Origin of the sequence: Marisediminitalea aggregata (assembly GCF_900129565.1) — a bacterium.
In the GTDB taxonomy this organism is placed as follows: domain Bacteria; phylum Pseudomonadota; class Gammaproteobacteria; order Enterobacterales; family Alteromonadaceae; genus Alteromonas; species Alteromonas aggregata.
This window is the reverse complement of the sequence record NZ_FQWD01000004.1, coordinates 1-15,582: the sequence shown is the minus strand read 5'-3', so window position 1 is coordinate 15,582 and position 15,582 is coordinate 1. Positions and strand designations below refer to the sequence as shown.

At 45.3% G+C, this 15,582-nt stretch carries 11 protein-coding genes and 1 rRNA gene; 9 read left to right on the top strand and 3 right to left on the bottom strand.

Going from position 1 to position 15,582, the window contains the following annotated elements; genetic code table 11:
• Window positions 1-127: 127 nt before the first annotated feature.
• The 4 genes from BUB81_RS11545 (at window position 128) to BUB81_RS11530 (ending at window position 4,625) form a co-directional block, all read left to right on the top strand.
• Window positions 128-703: an LON peptidase substrate-binding domain-containing protein gene (locus BUB81_RS11545; RefSeq protein WP_073322890.1), complete on the top strand. Its 576-nt coding sequence runs from the start codon at window positions 128-130 to the stop codon at window positions 701-703.
• A 66-nt stretch (window positions 704-769) separates the two neighbouring features.
• Window positions 770-1,381 (top strand): sigma-70 family RNA polymerase sigma factor, encoded by a 612-nt coding sequence (locus tag BUB81_RS11540; protein WP_073322888.1) that lies wholly within the window; start codon window positions 770-772, stop codon window positions 1,379-1,381.
• Window positions 1,374-2,048, top strand: coding sequence for a ChrR family anti-sigma-E factor (locus BUB81_RS11535; protein WP_073322886.1), 675 nt, complete (start codon window positions 1,374-1,376; stop codon window positions 2,046-2,048). The genes BUB81_RS11540 and BUB81_RS11535 overlap by 8 nt, the downstream gene beginning before the upstream one ends.
• 138 nt (window positions 2,049-2,186) lie before the next feature.
• On the top strand, window positions 2,187-4,625 hold the full coding sequence (locus BUB81_RS11530) for a putative bifunctional diguanylate cyclase/phosphodiesterase (RefSeq protein WP_073322884.1): 2,439 nt from the start codon (window positions 2,187-2,189) through the stop codon (window positions 4,623-4,625).
• 91 nt (window positions 4,626-4,716) lie between these two features.
• Here BUB81_RS11530 and BUB81_RS11525 read toward each other — a convergent pair whose 3' ends face one another.
• Complete coding sequence (locus tag BUB81_RS11525; RefSeq protein ID WP_073322882.1) at window positions 4,717-5,484, bottom strand: outer membrane protein assembly factor BamD; 768 nt, start codon at window positions 5,482-5,484, stop codon at window positions 4,717-4,719.
• A 168-nt stretch (window positions 5,485-5,652) separates the two neighbouring features.
• On the opposite strand from BUB81_RS11525, the gene rluD reads away from it, so the two are divergent.
• The 3 genes from rluD to clpB all read left to right on the top strand — a co-directional run bounded on the left by rluD (window position 5,653) and on the right by clpB (window position 10,057).
• Window positions 5,653-6,636, top strand: coding sequence for a 23S rRNA pseudouridine(1911/1915/1917) synthase RluD (gene rluD, locus BUB81_RS11520; protein WP_073322880.1), 984 nt, complete (start codon window positions 5,653-5,655; stop codon window positions 6,634-6,636).
• The gene (gene pgeF, locus BUB81_RS11515; RefSeq protein ID WP_245819181.1) at window positions 6,626-7,375 is read left to right on the top strand and encodes a peptidoglycan editing factor PgeF; all 750 of its coding nucleotides are present in this window, start codon (window positions 6,626-6,628) and stop codon (window positions 7,373-7,375) included. Before rluD ends, pgeF begins: the two co-directional genes overlap by 11 nt.
• A gap of 111 nt (window positions 7,376-7,486) precedes the next feature.
• Entirely contained in the window at window positions 7,487-10,057 is a 2,571-nt protein-coding gene (clpB, locus tag BUB81_RS11510) for an ATP-dependent chaperone ClpB (protein ID WP_073322876.1), read from the top strand.
• A 73-nt stretch (window positions 10,058-10,130) separates the two neighbouring features.
• On the opposite strand, the gene prsT is transcribed toward clpB, so the two are convergent.
• A complete protein-coding gene (gene prsT / locus BUB81_RS11505) occupies window positions 10,131-12,872 on the bottom strand; it encodes an XrtA/PEP-CTERM system TPR-repeat protein PrsT (RefSeq protein ID WP_175555805.1) in 2,742 nt (913 codons plus the stop codon).
• A gap of 140 nt (window positions 12,873-13,012) precedes the next feature.
• Window positions 13,013-13,762 (bottom strand): exosortase-dependent surface protein XDP1, encoded by a 750-nt coding sequence (xdp1, locus tag BUB81_RS11500; protein ID WP_073322872.1) that lies wholly within the window; start codon window positions 13,760-13,762, stop codon window positions 13,013-13,015.
• 334 nt (window positions 13,763-14,096) lie between these two features.
• On the opposite strand from xdp1, the gene pssA reads away from it, so the two are divergent.
• Entirely contained in the window at window positions 14,097-14,939 is an 843-nt protein-coding gene (gene pssA, locus BUB81_RS11495; protein ID WP_073322870.1) for a CDP-diacylglycerol--serine O-phosphatidyltransferase, read from the top strand.
• A gap of 419 nt (window positions 14,940-15,358) precedes the next feature.
• Window positions 15,359-15,582: ribosomal RNA gene (locus tag BUB81_RS11490) — 16S ribosomal RNA — on the top strand; the annotation flags it as partial.

Sequence of the window (15,582 nt, the reverse complement as noted above, 5' to 3'; positions counted from 1 at the left end):
TTAGCAGATCACTTTTTGTCGCGCATGGCATTAAAAATAGTTTTATGTAGTGATTGCCGAATATAAATAGATCCAATTGCAAGCGCACGGCGTAATGAGAATCGATTAGTTAACGAATGTAAGGCTTATGCATCACCACAACATTCCTTTATTTCCTTTGTCCGCGCACTTGCTCCCTGGTGGGCACATGGCGTTGCGTATTTTTGAGCCACGTTACGTCCGCATGGTTAAGGAAGCCTGTGCAGGAAATGGGTATTTTGTATTATGTATGCTCAATTCCCGCGGGGATCAGGCATCCAATGAGCATATCTTTCCAATAGGCACGCTGTGTAAAATAGTCGACTTCGACTTACTTGATGATGGTTTACTTGGCATTAACGTAGAAGGCGTATGTTGTGTCAGTGTCGGGAATATTAAGACAGAAGCTGACGGGCTGCGAATTGGCGATTGCACAGAACAACATGACTGGTCTTGTGTTATTGAGGATGAGAAAATCACGCCGTTGCGCATCAAACTTGAACTCATCTACGACAAATACCCGGAAATAGCCCGACTGTATCCAGAGCTCAAATTTAACGACCCTATGTGGGTTATATACCGGTGGCTGGAATTATTACCTGTGGATGCCGCCAACAAACAAGCGTTTCTGGGTGAAAAAAACTGCGATAACGTGCTAAATTATATTAGTGAATTAGTTCGTTAAAAATAGTGATCTGTTTGTACATTCTGTCAGTAAAAACTGTATATTCGTAAATTACGGACAGGAACTATGCTTGTTGGAATTCCTTTGGAACATGAAAATAGCGCAATAGAACCAAAAGAGTGTGCGGTAGAAATGTCGCAGTACCTCGTGCAGGTCGCGGAAACGCGATGCAAAGCGTCGTTCGCCCGAATTTTTGGCTATTTCGCGCCACGTTTGCGTTCCTATGCTTTAAAGCAACTCGGAAACGAAGCGCTGGCAATGGAGCTGGTGCAGGACACAATGTCCAATGTCTGGCAAAAAGCGCATTTGTTTAATTCTGAAAAAGGATCCCCGTCGACCTGGATATTTACAATAGCCAGAAATATCCGATTCGACATGCTCCGCAAAGTCCAAAATCGCAAAGAAGATATCTGTGCTGATGACCTCTGGCCAGTGCTGTGTGAACAAACGCCTGACCAAAATGAGACCAGCCTGGACGAGCAGGTCACACTGGAGCAAATTGGGCATTTGTTTGACGAGCTTCCGGAGAAGCAAAAAGTAGTCATTGAAGCCATCTACATTGATGGTAAGTCTCAGCAAGAGATCGCTGATGAGTTAGCAATACCTTTAGGTACAGTGAAATCTCGCACACGACTGGCGTTACAACGATTAAAAGGTATGCTAAGCGAGTATGATTAAGTTTCATCCTACCCCCGAACATTTAAAGCAGTTTGTAGAGGGAACTTTGTCGCCGGTAGAGTCATTAATGATTTCTGCACACTGCGACATGTGCGAGCACTGTCAGCACAAAGTTGACGCGTTTACTTCTACTTTTGCCAGCAACGAAATTGAGGAAGCTGTAGAGAGCTATGACCCTGATTTCGATTTGATGCTTGCAAACATCACGCAGCAACCTGCGGCAGAGAGGGCGTATCGCCCGCAAGGAATTAAGCAAGCGACGTCGATTGAACTCGACGGTAAGTCTTTTGAGTTGCCGAAAACACTTCATCGATTAGTCAAAAAGAAAGGGAACTGGTCTTCACTGGTAGGTAAGTTGTGGCAGTCACCCGTTGATTTGGGTTGCGATGGCGTTGCTAATTTCATATACATTGAAAAGGGTGGCACGGTGCCGGAACATACACACCGCGGGTCTGAAATGACACTGGTGATTAACGGTGAGTTCTCCGACGGTCTAAACGATTATGATTCTGGTGATTTGATTTACATGACCGGTGAACATACTCATGCCCCTCGTTCTGACGCGCCTGAAGGCTGTCTGGTGTTCAGTGTTGTAGACCAACCACTACACTTTACCTCAGGCTTAGCGAGATTGTTAAATCCATTCAGCCATTTATTCTTCAGATAACCAGTGCACCCAGCACTGGTTTCTTTTGCTTCAATGTCTCCTGTTTTCTTGGAGGCTAACGTGACTTTCTACTGCTAATGTAAGCACTTTCAAAAAGATCTGGTATTCTATCAGTCTGGATCCTATGGATAGGTGGGCATGGTTAGCCACTTTCTCTTTCAAGTCATTTTGTTTTGTGTGTTTCCGTCGGTGCTGTCGATGGAGAAAAACCCGCATACGCGAAGAGTATCGTTATACATTTACGTCAGCTTAGTGCTACTGATGGGCGGCTTCCTAGGCGCGGTTTATTCGCTGGAATTGTTTAATAGCATTAAGTTATCTGGCGGCACCATTGCTTACGGCGGATTTATGATGGCCTGTGTGATACTGGCCTTTATTGAACGCGACGCCTTTATATTGCAAAACATTATGCGCTTAGTGTTCACGGTGGGCTTATTCAAAGTGCTGCTGTTTGCGCTGGTGGTAAAGAGTCTCAGGGCTGAACAGGTAATTAACGCACTTGACGTGCCCGCTGCGCTATTTGAATTGTCAATCCCGCTGATTATTCTTGGTGCGGTATTAATAATTCTTGAGCTTTATCTGCTGATTTTTCTGTTCGACAGGTTCAAAAGTCGTATTGCCGGGCATGCAAACCTCAGCCTGGCCTATAGCCTGAGTTTTGTTTTTGTGATCGTCGCAGACGGCATATTGTTTCCGCTACTGGCGTTTGGGGTACACAGCGACACCTTTGAGCTAATTATTGGTAATTTTAGCGGGAAAGTACTCATTGCGTGTTCTTATGGGTTGTTCCTGTTCGCATTTCTACTGTTTAGCCGTCACCGCATGGAGAAGGTGGTAAAAGAGCCTCTGCTGGACTGGAACCTGTTATTGTCCAGTGGCAAGGAAATCGTCGAGCAAATGGACAGGCATGAGCAACAACTCAGACAGGCAAAAACGGTCTTCGAAACCAGTCGTGAAGGGATCGCAATCCTGAATCTCGACTTTGCAATCGTCGATGCAAATAACGCCTTAGTGAAAATGGTGAACCCGCTGTCGGATGACACATCGTCGATTCTGCACGACAAATTACTCGAACGATTCCTACCACCGGAAACCGGTAACAGGGTTCAACAATTATTGAAATCAGGTCAAAGCTGGTCAGGGGAAATCAACTGGTCGTCAGCAGAAATGCGTCGCTACGGTTTATTGAATCTGGTGCCGGTAACCGACCGGATTGGTAGTATTTCTCATTACACATTGTCTCTCACTGAGGTATCAGAATTAGTGCATACCCGGGAAGAATTACGGTTTCTGGCCAACCACGATGTATTAACTGCATTGCCAAACCGGCGGCAGTTGCACACAGTATTAGCTCGGGATTTGCGGCCGTTCAGTGCGGGGATTTGTAAAGCCCTGCTCATTATTGATTTGGATAATTTTAAGCAAATTAATGACAGTTTTGGCCATGTGGCCGGCGACGAACTGCTACTGGATTTCACGCACCGCATTTCATTTACTATTTTAGGTAAAGGGACCTTGTACCGTATCGGCGGTGATGAATTTGCCATATGGACGCACTCAATTTCCTCTATTAAAGAGGCGCTGGATTTAGCGGAAGCGGTTCGCGAGGAGGCTATTAAGCCGTTCCGAGTGAACAACGATGAGTTGGTCAGAGTGAATTGTTGTATTGGAATTAGTGCTTATCCGCACCATGCAAAAGAAGTAAAGTCGATTTATCAACAAGCTGATACGGCCCTCTACTGGGCAAAAGAGCTAGGAAAAGGCAGTATAAAACTTTACAAGCAAGGGATGACAGACTCGCGCAGAAAGTCACTTCAACTGGAAAGTGCGCTACGTGATGCGTTGGCAAATGATGAAATTCAAGTGTACTGGCAGCCTCAAATTAATCTTCAGTCAGGTGAGTTTGTTGGCGCTGAAGTGTTGGCGAGATGGGAAAGTAAAACGCTCGGGTGGGTAGCACCGGATGTATTCATACCTATTGCTGAAAATGCAGGGTTAATGTCACAGCTAACCCGGATTGTGTTTGCAAAAACATGCAATGCACTTATTAGCATGCCCTCGGCAATTCGGGAGCGATTGAAAGTAGCAGTAAATCTATCGGCGCTGGACATATCGCAACCCGGTTTATTAGACGATATGTTGGCAGAGCTTCATAAGCACGCCTTGTCGCCCTCGCGATTTGAATTGGAATTAACCGAGAGTGCGCTACTGGATATGGACACCCAACAATTGGCTAGTTTCAAAGATGCGGGTTTTTGTCTCGCGTTGGACGATTTTGGCACTGGGTATTCCTCTTTGGCTTATTTAAATACCTTACCCTTCGATGTGCTGAAGATTGACAAGAGTTTCATTGCGCAAATACCCCGTGAGCAATCGAGTTGTTCACTCACTCACAGTATTATTCAAATGGGCAGAGAGCTTGGATGTGAGATTGTGGCTGAGGGCGTAGAAACCGTTGAGCAAGTTGTATTTCTTACCAAAGAGCAATGTCATAAAGTGCAGGGATACCTTTATACCAAACCGCTGCCAATAGATGAATTTGTGGATTATTGTGAGTCTTACCAAAGTCCGGTGTAGGGCAGAAAAAGTACACGCACTTTTTCATAGACAAACAAAAACGCCCTGTTGCAAAGCAGGGCGTTTTTTATTGTTTTAATATCGTTGCGCTTTAACTGATAAATTCGCTATTAGGGAAGTTCAGTTTCAGCGTTTTCATCGCGTTGTCTTTCAATTCAGTCAGCTCTAGCTGATCGTAACATTCCACCATGATTTCCAGTGCCTGCTGAACCTGGTTTGAATCAGGGTAGTGTTCCAGAATGTACTTTCCACGGTTGGCAGCAGCAATGTAGGCTTCACGACGCATATAAAAACGTGCGATCGCGACTTCATATTTGGCCAGTCGATTCTTAATAAACACCATACGCTTACGTGCGTCAGCTGCGTATTTACTGTCAGGGAATTGTTGGATCAGACGGCGGAAATCGTCAAAAGCCTGCTTTGACTTCGTTGGATCACGGTCTGTATTGTCAATGCCTACCATTTCCTGGAACAGATTATTGTCGGCTTCCATGTTCGTTAAACCACGCATATAGAAGGCGTAATCCACGTCTGCATGGTTAGGGTTCAACCGAATGAAACGGTCAATGGTAGCCAGCGTTTGGTCGGATTTACCTGATTTGTAATAGCTGAAAATCAAATCAAGTTGCACCTGGTGAGACAAAGGCCCAAAAGGAAAGCGAGAGTCCAGCGCGCTCAGTGATGCAGCAGCAGCGGCAAAGTTGCCGTTTTCCATACTTTCACGCGCTCTGTCGTAAAGCGATTGCGCATCCAGATTCGCGTTGACCACTTGTGCTTCTTTATCTTCTGAAGACGAGCATCCAGCTAAGCTAACAATGGCGCCGAACACCAGTGGTGCAATGCAACGGGTAATTTTCATAGTACTTCTAGTTCCTGGTCCGTTTTATTCGCTACTGTATTACGTACAGCAAAATTTTCGTTATTTTAACGTACTTGCACGCAAACACCATATAAACACCAAAAGAAAACCGCCAACGACGGCAAACCTTGTTATAATCTGCGCTTTGCGTTCCTGTCTTAGGCGGTTATGGTACAACAAAGTTCACAAATTTCATTATCAGCGAGCACTGAATTTCAACATTTTGGTATGCGGTTAGATCAGGTCGTGGCTGATTTGTTCCCTGATTATTCACGTTCGAAGCTAAAAGAATGGATTTTGGCCGGCAATGTCTGTGTAAATGGCGAGCCATGTGTGGTGCCAAGACAGAAGATGACCGGTGACGAAGTGATTTCGGTTGAAGCCGAAATTGAGCAACAGGTTGTGAATGAAGCTCAGGCTATTGAGCTGGATATCGTTTATGAAGACGAAGATATTCTGATCATTAATAAACCCGCTGACTTAGTGGTTCATCCAGGTGCTGGTAATCAGGATGGTACCTTGCTGAATGCATTGCTGGCTCATGTACCGGACATCGACAAAGTACCTCGTGCCGGCATTGTCCATCGTCTGGACAAAGACACGACCGGCCTGATGGTGGTAGCGAAAACTTTACCAGCCCAAACTCACCTGGTTGACCAACTGCAAACCCGTGTGATGAGCCGGGAGTATGAAGCATTGGTAAACGGCACTATGGTGGCCGGCGGGCTGGTGGATGCGCCTATTGGACGCCACTCAACCAAACGGACTCACATGGCGGTGAGGGAAATGGGTAAACCCGCGGTGACTCACTACCGCGTAATTGAAAAGTTCCGCGCCCATACTCACGTTAGATTAAAACTTGAAACCGGGCGCACGCATCAAATTCGTGTTCACATGGCGTATATTAAACACCCTCTGGTTGGTGACCCTGCGTACGGTGGTCGTTTGCGACTGCCAAAAGGATCGAGTGACGAATTTGCAAATACCCTTCGGGGCTTTAATCGTCAGGCGCTTCACGCCGCTCAGCTTTCTTTGTATCACCCAACTACAGATGAATGGATGACCTGGCAGGCGCCTTTGCCACAAGATATGGTCGCGCTTATTGATTCAGTAAGAGAAGATACCAAGATTCATGGTATCGATGACTACTAAAACACCGTTGATTATCCCGCAGTGGCAAGCACCCAAAGGGGTGTTTGCGTATTGCACGACAAGACTTGGTGGTGTCAGCGACTCCCCTTTTGACTCACTCAATGTGGGCAATCATGTTGGTGATGAGTCAGTCCGGGTCCGGGAAAACCGCAGCAGACTGCCTTTTGCCAGTCACATTCATTGGTTAAATCAAACTCACAGTTGCGATGTTATTGCGTTACCGTCAGATCAATACGACGGCGATGCGTCAGTCAGTCGAGACAGGCAATCTTTCTGTGCAGTTATGACGGCCGACTGTGTACCAGTGTTGTTGTGCGATAACGATGCTACCGTTGTGGCAGCGGTGCACGCCGGTTGGAAAGGACTGGCGAATGGCATTATTGCCAGGACTATTGCAGCCATGGCTATAGATGCGGAATGCCTCCATGCCTGGATTGGGCCCGCGATTAGTGGACCTTGCTATGAAGTCGATATCGGTATGGCTGCAAAGTTTACGGAATTTCCCGATGCTGTACTGACTCATACCCATGCAGAAAAGTGCTATTTGGATCTGCCTCTGATAGCGAAACAGCAATGTGAACAAGCCGGCATACGGCAGGTTACCTCCTCTCATCTTTGTACTTATCAACAATCATCGCTATTCTTTTCACATCGACGTGCTTGTCATGAAGGCATTTCAGGCACGGGCAGGATTGTCAGTGTCATCGGGCTGTCCGACGCGGATTATTCAAGTCTGTAAACGTTGCGCTAGCGCAATAAATTGCCGTATTTTTACACAGCCAACTTGAATCTTGATGCTGTCATACCCATAAATGAAGCAAGGTTATTTACGCACGGTTAAAGAGGTTTTATGCGTTTAGATAGATTTACCAGCAAGTTCCAGATTGCGATCTCTGATGCGCAGTCTCTTGCTTTGGGCAGAGATCACCAGTTTATCGAGCCTGTGCATTTAATGACAGCGTTGCTAAACCAGCAAGGCGGTTCAGTACGTTCATTGTTGGATCAGGCAAGTATCAATGTGAACGCACTTCGCTCCGCGTTGGCAGAAGCTATTGACAGGTTGCCCCGAATTGAGGGCATTGGTGGTGATGTGCAACTGGGCAAAGAGTCTGTTGTGCTTTTAAACCTGTGCGACAAGATTGCACAGCAACGCAAAGACGATTACATCACATCTGAAATTTTTGTATTGGCAGCAATTCAGGACAAAGGCCGTCTTGGCGATATCCTGAAATCGCTGGATATTACTAAAGACAAAATTGAAAAAGCCATTGATGCCATGCGAGGTGGTCAGAAAGTGACTGACCCGAATGCAGAAGATGTACGTCAGGCACTGGAAAAATTCACTACCGATCTGACCGAGCGCGCAGAGCAGGGTAAGTTGGATCCGGTTATTGGACGAGATGACGAAATCCGTCGAACCATTCAGGTATTGCAGCGCCGTACTAAAAACAACCCGGTGCTTATAGGTGAGCCTGGTGTGGGGAAAACCGCTATTGTTGAAGGGCTGGCACAGCGGATCATAAATGGTGAAGTCCCCGAAGGACTAAAAGACAAGCGCGTATTGTCGTTAGATATGGGGGCCCTGGTGGCCGGTGCTAAATACCGTGGTGAGTTTGAAGAACGGTTAAAAGCGGTACTCAATGAGCTGGCCAAAGAAGAAGGTCGGGTTATTCTGTTTATCGATGAACTGCATACCATGGTAGGTGCTGGGAAATCCGAAGGCGCAATGGATGCGGGCAATATGCTCAAGCCTGCATTAGCGCGAGGAGAATTACACTGTGTAGGTGCAACGACGCTGGATGAGTACCGTCAGTATATTGAAAAGGATGCAGCGCTTGAACGTCGCTTCCAGAAAGTACTGGTGGAAGAGCCGAGTGTAGAAGATACCATTGCCATTTTACGTGGCTTGAAAGAACGTTACGAGTTGCATCATTCTGTGGACATAACGGACCCGGCGATAGTTGCGGCGGCCACGTTATCGCATCGCTATATTAGCGACAGACAGTTGCCTGACAAAGCTATTGATTTGATAGACGAGGCAGCGTCCAGTATTCGTTTACAGATCGATTCAAAACCCGAAGAAATGGATCGCCTCGAGCGCCGAATTATCCAGTGGAAGCTGGAAGAACAAGCGTTGGCAAAAGAAACGGATGATGCCAGTCATAAGCGCCTCGAAATGATCGAGTTGGAACGTGAACAGGCAGAACTGAAGTTTTCCGAACTGGAAAAGATTTGGAAAGACGAAAAAGAAGCAATGCAAGGCACGCAGTCCATTAAATCTGAGTTGGAACAAGCCAAACTGGATTTAGAGATTGCCCGTCGTGCTTCTGATTTAAACCGTATGTCGGAACTGCAGTATGGTCGTATTCCCGAGTTAGAAATGAAGCTGGAAAAAGCAGCCGAAAATGAAACGCGGGAAACCCTGTTACTGAAAAACAAAGTCTCAGACGCTGAAATTGCCGAAGTGTTGTCGCGGTGGACCGGTATTCCTGTGGCAAAAATGCTCGAAGGCGAGCGCGACAAATTACTGCGCATGGAAGACGTGCTGCACAAACGGGTAGTAGGACAACAAGAAGCCGTTGCTGCTGTGTCGAATGCGATACGACGCTCACGAGCTGGACTGGCAGATCCCAATCGACCTATTGGTTCATTCCTGTTTCTTGGTCCAACAGGTGTCGGTAAAACGGAGTTATGTAAGTCACTCGCAGGTTTCATGTTCGATACCGAAGATGCAATGATTCGTATCGATATGTCTGAATTTATGGAAAAACATTCCGTTGCCCGATTGGTCGGCGCACCGCCGGGATATGTGGGGTACGAAGAAGGGGGTTATCTTACCGAAGCAGTTCGTCGCAAGCCGTACTCGGTTATTCTGCTGGATGAAGTAGAGAAGGCGCATCCGGATGTGTTTAATATTCTGTTGCAGGTGTTAGACGACGGCCGCTTAACAGACGGGCAGGGGCGCACGGTTGACTTTAAGAATACCGTTGTGATCATGACTTCTAACTTAGGTTCGGACATCATTCAGGACAAACATCAGGAAAGTCAGTACGACGAAATGAAGTCGATGGTGATGAACGTGGTAGGGCAGCACTTTAGGCCTGAGTTTATTAACCGTGTGGATGACATTGTCGTATTCCACCCGCTAGGTAAAGAGCAGATCAAGTCTATTGCTAAGATCCAGTTAGCGTCGCTACGAGCGCGCCTGGCAGACAAGGGTTACAAGTTGGAGCTTTCAGCGGCTGCCATGGACAAGCTGGCCGATGCCGGATTCGACCCTGTGTTTGGGGCGAGACCGTTAAAGCGGGCTATTCAGACTCAGATAGAAAATCCGCTGGCGCAGCAATTGCTGTCAGGTACTATATTACCTGAATCCACCATTCGGATTGATGTCGACGGTGAGAATCTGATCGTTTTCTAATACCGTAGGAATGTGAAAGAGGCTGTGCAATACAGCCTCTTTTTGTTTGATAAGAAGTAATTCTTACGGTTTGTTAATCCAAACGTTTGAATAATGCTTCCGCGTCAGCTTTATCCGGAAACGTTTTTTCCAACGTGTTGTTGCGGATTAATTCTTCTTTGGCTTCTTCCTTCTTACCTAATTTTTCCAATGTTGCCGCGATATGATATTGAATCGTTGGATCTTCTGAGTTCACCGCATAGGCTCTACGCAGCGTATCCAACCCTTTTTCTAATTGGTTTGCCGAAACCAGCAGCCAACCGTAAGTATCCAGCAGCGGTGCTGAATTATTGGTAATATCCAGCGCTTGCTTACTGTATTCCAGCGCTTTTTCTATGTCTTTATCGGCATAGATATTGGCCATGTTATTCAGGATAAAAGCACGTTGTGCGAGTTGATCCTCATCCAGAAGCACCGTATATATTTTTTCGGCTTCGTCGTATTGCTTATCCAGCATCAGCGCGTCAGCAAGAATCTGTTTTACAATGAGTGAACGGTTGCCACTCGCCGTAAATTCCTTTACGTATTTTATAAACTTATTTCGGTACTGCTGGTTTTGCTGCGCGAGAACATAGAGTTTCAACAGCGGCATGTTAAAACTTGTCATCGCTTGATGTGATTTTAAATAGTACGAAAAGGCACCTTCCACTTCATTTTGAGCAAAGGCAAGATCGCCGCGAAGCATAAGGTAGTTAGCATTTGAGCCAAATGTTTTTTGATAAGATGCCAATTCTTCCTTGGCCGATTCGAGACGGGACTGTTCGACCAGGAAGTTAATATACTCAGCATGTGCCTGTTCCCATTTTGGCTTGAGTTCAATGGCACGCTTGATAGATCTTTCTGCTCCAGGGTAGTCAAGCGCCGTGCGTTGAATTTTGCTCAAACGCAGCAAATCAAATGCTTGATCTGACCAGGTTGCGTAAACAACATTTAACTGAGAAGCGGCATCCGCATAGTTACGCATTTCAATGAGCACGTCGGCTTTCTGTAACATGTACTCTGAGTTCAATCTATCAAGATTGAGAAGTTGATTTATCTCTGAAATAGCATTTTTCAGGTCGCCGGTCTGACGATAAATAGATACGAGTAGTTCACGTGGCTCTGGGCTGGACGCGTTCAGGGCCTTTGCAATTAATAGTCTGTCAACGGCCAGGTCGAACTGCCCTTCTAACGTATAAATTTGACCCAGCAGTAATAGCGCAGACAGGCTGTCGCGTTTTTCTTTTACCACAGATTCCAGTAACTCAATGGCAACAGTGCGTTTGTCTTGCTGGAAAGCGATTCGCGCTTTGACAACTCTCGCGCCCAGATGATTGGGTTCGAGTCTAAGTGCTTTATTGACTATTTCTGTGGCTTCTTCGTTACGACCTAATCGCACCGCAATGTCTGCCCGAATGATTTGATATGCGAGATTATCCGGCCATTTTTCCGTTAAGTATGAGGCTTGAATAAACGCGTTATTAAAGTCACCGATTTGACCAAACAAAATGGCTTTTAATTCGGCTACGGGTTCTTCTTTGTTATTGCTTAAATTAGCTTGTAAATAATCACTCGCAGCTTGATATTGAAATTTGCTCATCAAAAGCTTGGCATGGATCAGCTTCACTTTCGTGTTATCAGGATAGGCTTTTTCAAGCTCGGGTAGCATTCGCTCACACTTAAAGTTTCGACGAATAGAGATATAGAGCTCACAGGTCAATACGGCCACATCAGGGTTTTTAATAACAACATCAATGTGTTTTTCGAGTGCGGTGATAGCGTCTTTGTAGTAGCCAAAACGCAGTAGAGAATCGGCCAGCATACCCACGATTTCAGGTGACGGTGTTCGATCAGAAACGTAACGGGCTAGTTCTGTACTGGCGAGTTCATAGTTTTGGTTAATATAAGCAACAATACCTGTCACAACACTGAGCTGTATTCGCTCATTTCGTTGTTTTTCATCGAGCAAGCTTAGCTCTTGTGTCAGTTGCTGAAGGATCTTATCTGCTTCAAACTGCTGTTTAGTCAGTGCAAGAATACGTGCTTTCAATAAGCGAATTTGAATATCCGCCGGCGTTTGTTGTTCTATTTTCGCAATAACCTGACGAGCCTCGTCATATTTTCCTAGCTCTGCCAGTGCAGACGCTAATGAGCGCATATACAGCGGGTTAGACGGTTGTTGAGCATCTACGCGTTCGAATGTGTCTAATGCAGCCTCTTTTTGCCCCTTGGCATGCTGTAATTTTCCATAGGTGTGCAATAGGGCGGCTGATGTCGGCATTTGGGACCGATAACTGTTTAATAACTCTTCGGCGCTTTTAAGGTTTCCAACCGATATTAGCATGTCGGTATAAGAACTTACTGCAGCTATATTATTCGGAGACAGTTTTAATATTTGCTGGTATTCCGATTCTGCATCTGAAGGCTTGTTCTGACGAATGAATGCACTGGCTGCATTTAGCTTTAGTGCAATTTTCGTTTCGGTTGATATAGGTTGAGAGTCGGCAAGACTAATAACCAAATCATATTCACCTTGCATCAAGTAAGCGGTGCTTAAATAGGGGAGTGCGAGGTTTTTATCTGCACCTAATTGCAGAGATTCTTCAAATTCATCGATGGCATCAATAGTAAAGCCGTCGATCAATAGAATTCGGCCCATCAGTAATTTAGACGGAAGGTGATCCGGGTTATCCCGCAACGTGTTTTTCAGCAATATGTAAGCTTCACCAATCTGTTCCTGATTGAACGCGCTTAACGCAGCTTCGTATTTCTCCTGAGCCAGTGAAGACGTTGACATTAAAAGCATCGCACCGGCAAATGTGCATTTCAGTAAGTTATTCATATTGCATCTGTGTTTACTATTTAAACTTAATTATGAAGGGTTTACAGACATAAAAAAACCCCGCTAGGCGGGGTTTTTTCAGAATAGTAACATTATTATTTTTGTACTCTGCGGCGATTCCACATAAATACGAGCGCTGCTGCCATCAAGCCTAGAGATGCTGGCGCATTCGCTTCAACCGGGGGGGTTGTAGTCGTTGATTCGTGGCTTGTCATGATACCGGCAATTTTTACATAATCCTTGCCGTGTTCATAACCGCTGCTAGAACCGAAAAACTTATTATAAGCACCTACCAACCAATACTTTGACTCGAAGCCACCACTGTTAAAACTATTCCAACCTGAAGTGGCGCCGTGGTGAATGATTTCAAATACTGCATGCGTACCTGCAGTGATTGCACTGGCAAGTGAACTCCAGGTTGAGCTGCTGTTATATGTTGGAAGCGTATTAAAACCAACAACAACCATGTCACTGTCGTTTGTTGACCAACCGATGTTCAGTTTAGTTAAAGCTACAGACTTGTTAAAATCAAAAAATAACATGTCTCGAGCACCGTCGTTGTCTACTGTATGTTGGCTACTGCCTTCATCACGATTGTAAACGAGCAAACCGTGACTGTTAGATGAGACTTTTGCATCTTCTACAGTGCCATTGCTACCTGTGTCGGCAAACGCTTTAATATCAAGGTCTAATGTGCCTTGTGATATTTCATAGGTGTTGCCGTAACCACCCGGTGTGCTCGAAAAGTTACTCGAGCTCGTAAAATCGAATGTTGATACCGTTGTCGTCGCAACGGCTTGGCTAGCTGCCAATAAACCTATTGCAATAATACCTGACTTTAGCATTTCTCTTCCTCATAAAGACTACCCATTCTTGCAATAGCAATAAAGCAAAATGCGGGCCAAAATATAAAAATCAATAATTTCAATTATATATGTCTGCTTGTGTCAGTATAATTTACGGCTATGTAAAAAAAGCTGACTGTATGTGATGAGAAAGCAATTCAACATGGCGTTTTCATCAGCAGTTATTTCGGATAAATAATAACCGAATAAATACCGCGATAAGGTATAAGGCTTCATACCTTGTTATTGCTCGAAAAGAAGGGAGATAAAAATCTACAGGCAACAATAAACAGAGTATGAAATAATATAGAGGAACTATTAATCAGGGAATTCTATGACAGAAAGTAAACGCAAAGGTATTTATCTACTACCTAACCTGTTAACTACCGCCGGACTATTTTCGGGGTTCTTTGCCGTAGTCTCTTCAATGAATGGTAAATTTGAAGCGGCAGCAGTTGCAGTGTTCGTTGCGATGATCTTCGACGGCCTGGATGGAAGGGTTGCTCGAATTACTAATACACAAAGCGATTTTGGTGCTGAGTATGATTCAATGGCAGACATGGTGTCATTCGGAATGGCTCCAGCCTTAGTTGCGTATAACTGGGGACTAAGCGACCTGGGTAAAATAGGATGGTTTGCTGCTTTTATATATGTAGCTGGTGCAGCGTTGCGTTTAGCAAGGTTTAATACTCAGGTCGGAATTGCAGACAAGCGATACTTTCAGGGACTGGCGAGTCCGGCTGCGGCAGCAGTTGTGAGTGGCTTTGTATGGCTCGGTGTTGAATACGACATTGATGGTAACAGCATCGGGATTATTGTTGCCTTGATTACCGGGTTATCGGGATTACTAATGGTAAGCAACTTTAAGTACAACAGCTTTAAAGAGGTGAATTGGCACGGCAAAGTCCCCTTCGTTGCGTTACTGCTTATATTGCTGGTATTTATAGTAGTAGCAACAGAACCAGCCTTGGTCCTATTTATAGTTTTTGCCTTGTACGCCATGGCGGGCCCAATCAACACATTCAGAACGGTTGAAAAAGTAACGTTGAATGATGTGGTCGGTGATCAACTGGAGGATGCTGAGTTTCCAAATAGCGAAACTAATGCAAATACCCCTAATGAAGACAAGACTGACAATGTTGAACAGGCAACAGAGAGTGATAAAAAGACGCTTTAGTAGCTAAAATGAAGTTGAGATAGATGTTTTAATAAACAAAAATAGCTTAATTGATTAAAACGCGACCAAACGGTCGCGTTTTTTGTGGTTTTTTGAAAATAACGGTTGACGCAAATAACCAGATGCGTAGAATGCGCCCCACTTCAACGGGGAACGCCGAAAAGCAACTACCCAACATAACGCGAAAGCCTTATGTGAAGCGGTTTACAGCGAAATGCTTCGAAAATAAAATTTTCAAAAAAGTGTTGACGCAGGAAATCAAAAGCGTATTATACGCATCCCGCTTCGGCAGGTTCTGAAAGAACGCTGAAGCAGCAAACAACTGAGTTTGCACTGTTCTTTAACAATTTATAACAAGACAATCTGTGTGGGCACTCATTAAGAGTGTCAACAACGACAATTCAAAATTTCGATATATTTAATTGAAGAGTTTGATCATGGCTCAGATTGAACGCTGGCGGCAGGCCTAACACATGCAAGTCGAACGGTAGCAGGAAGTGCTTGCACTTTGCTGACGAGTGGCGGACGGGTGAGTAATGCTTGGGAACTTGCCTTTAGGTGGGGGATAACAGTTGGAAACGACTGCTAATACCGCATAATGTCTACGGACCAAAGGGGGCTTCGGCTCCCGCCTTGAGAGAGG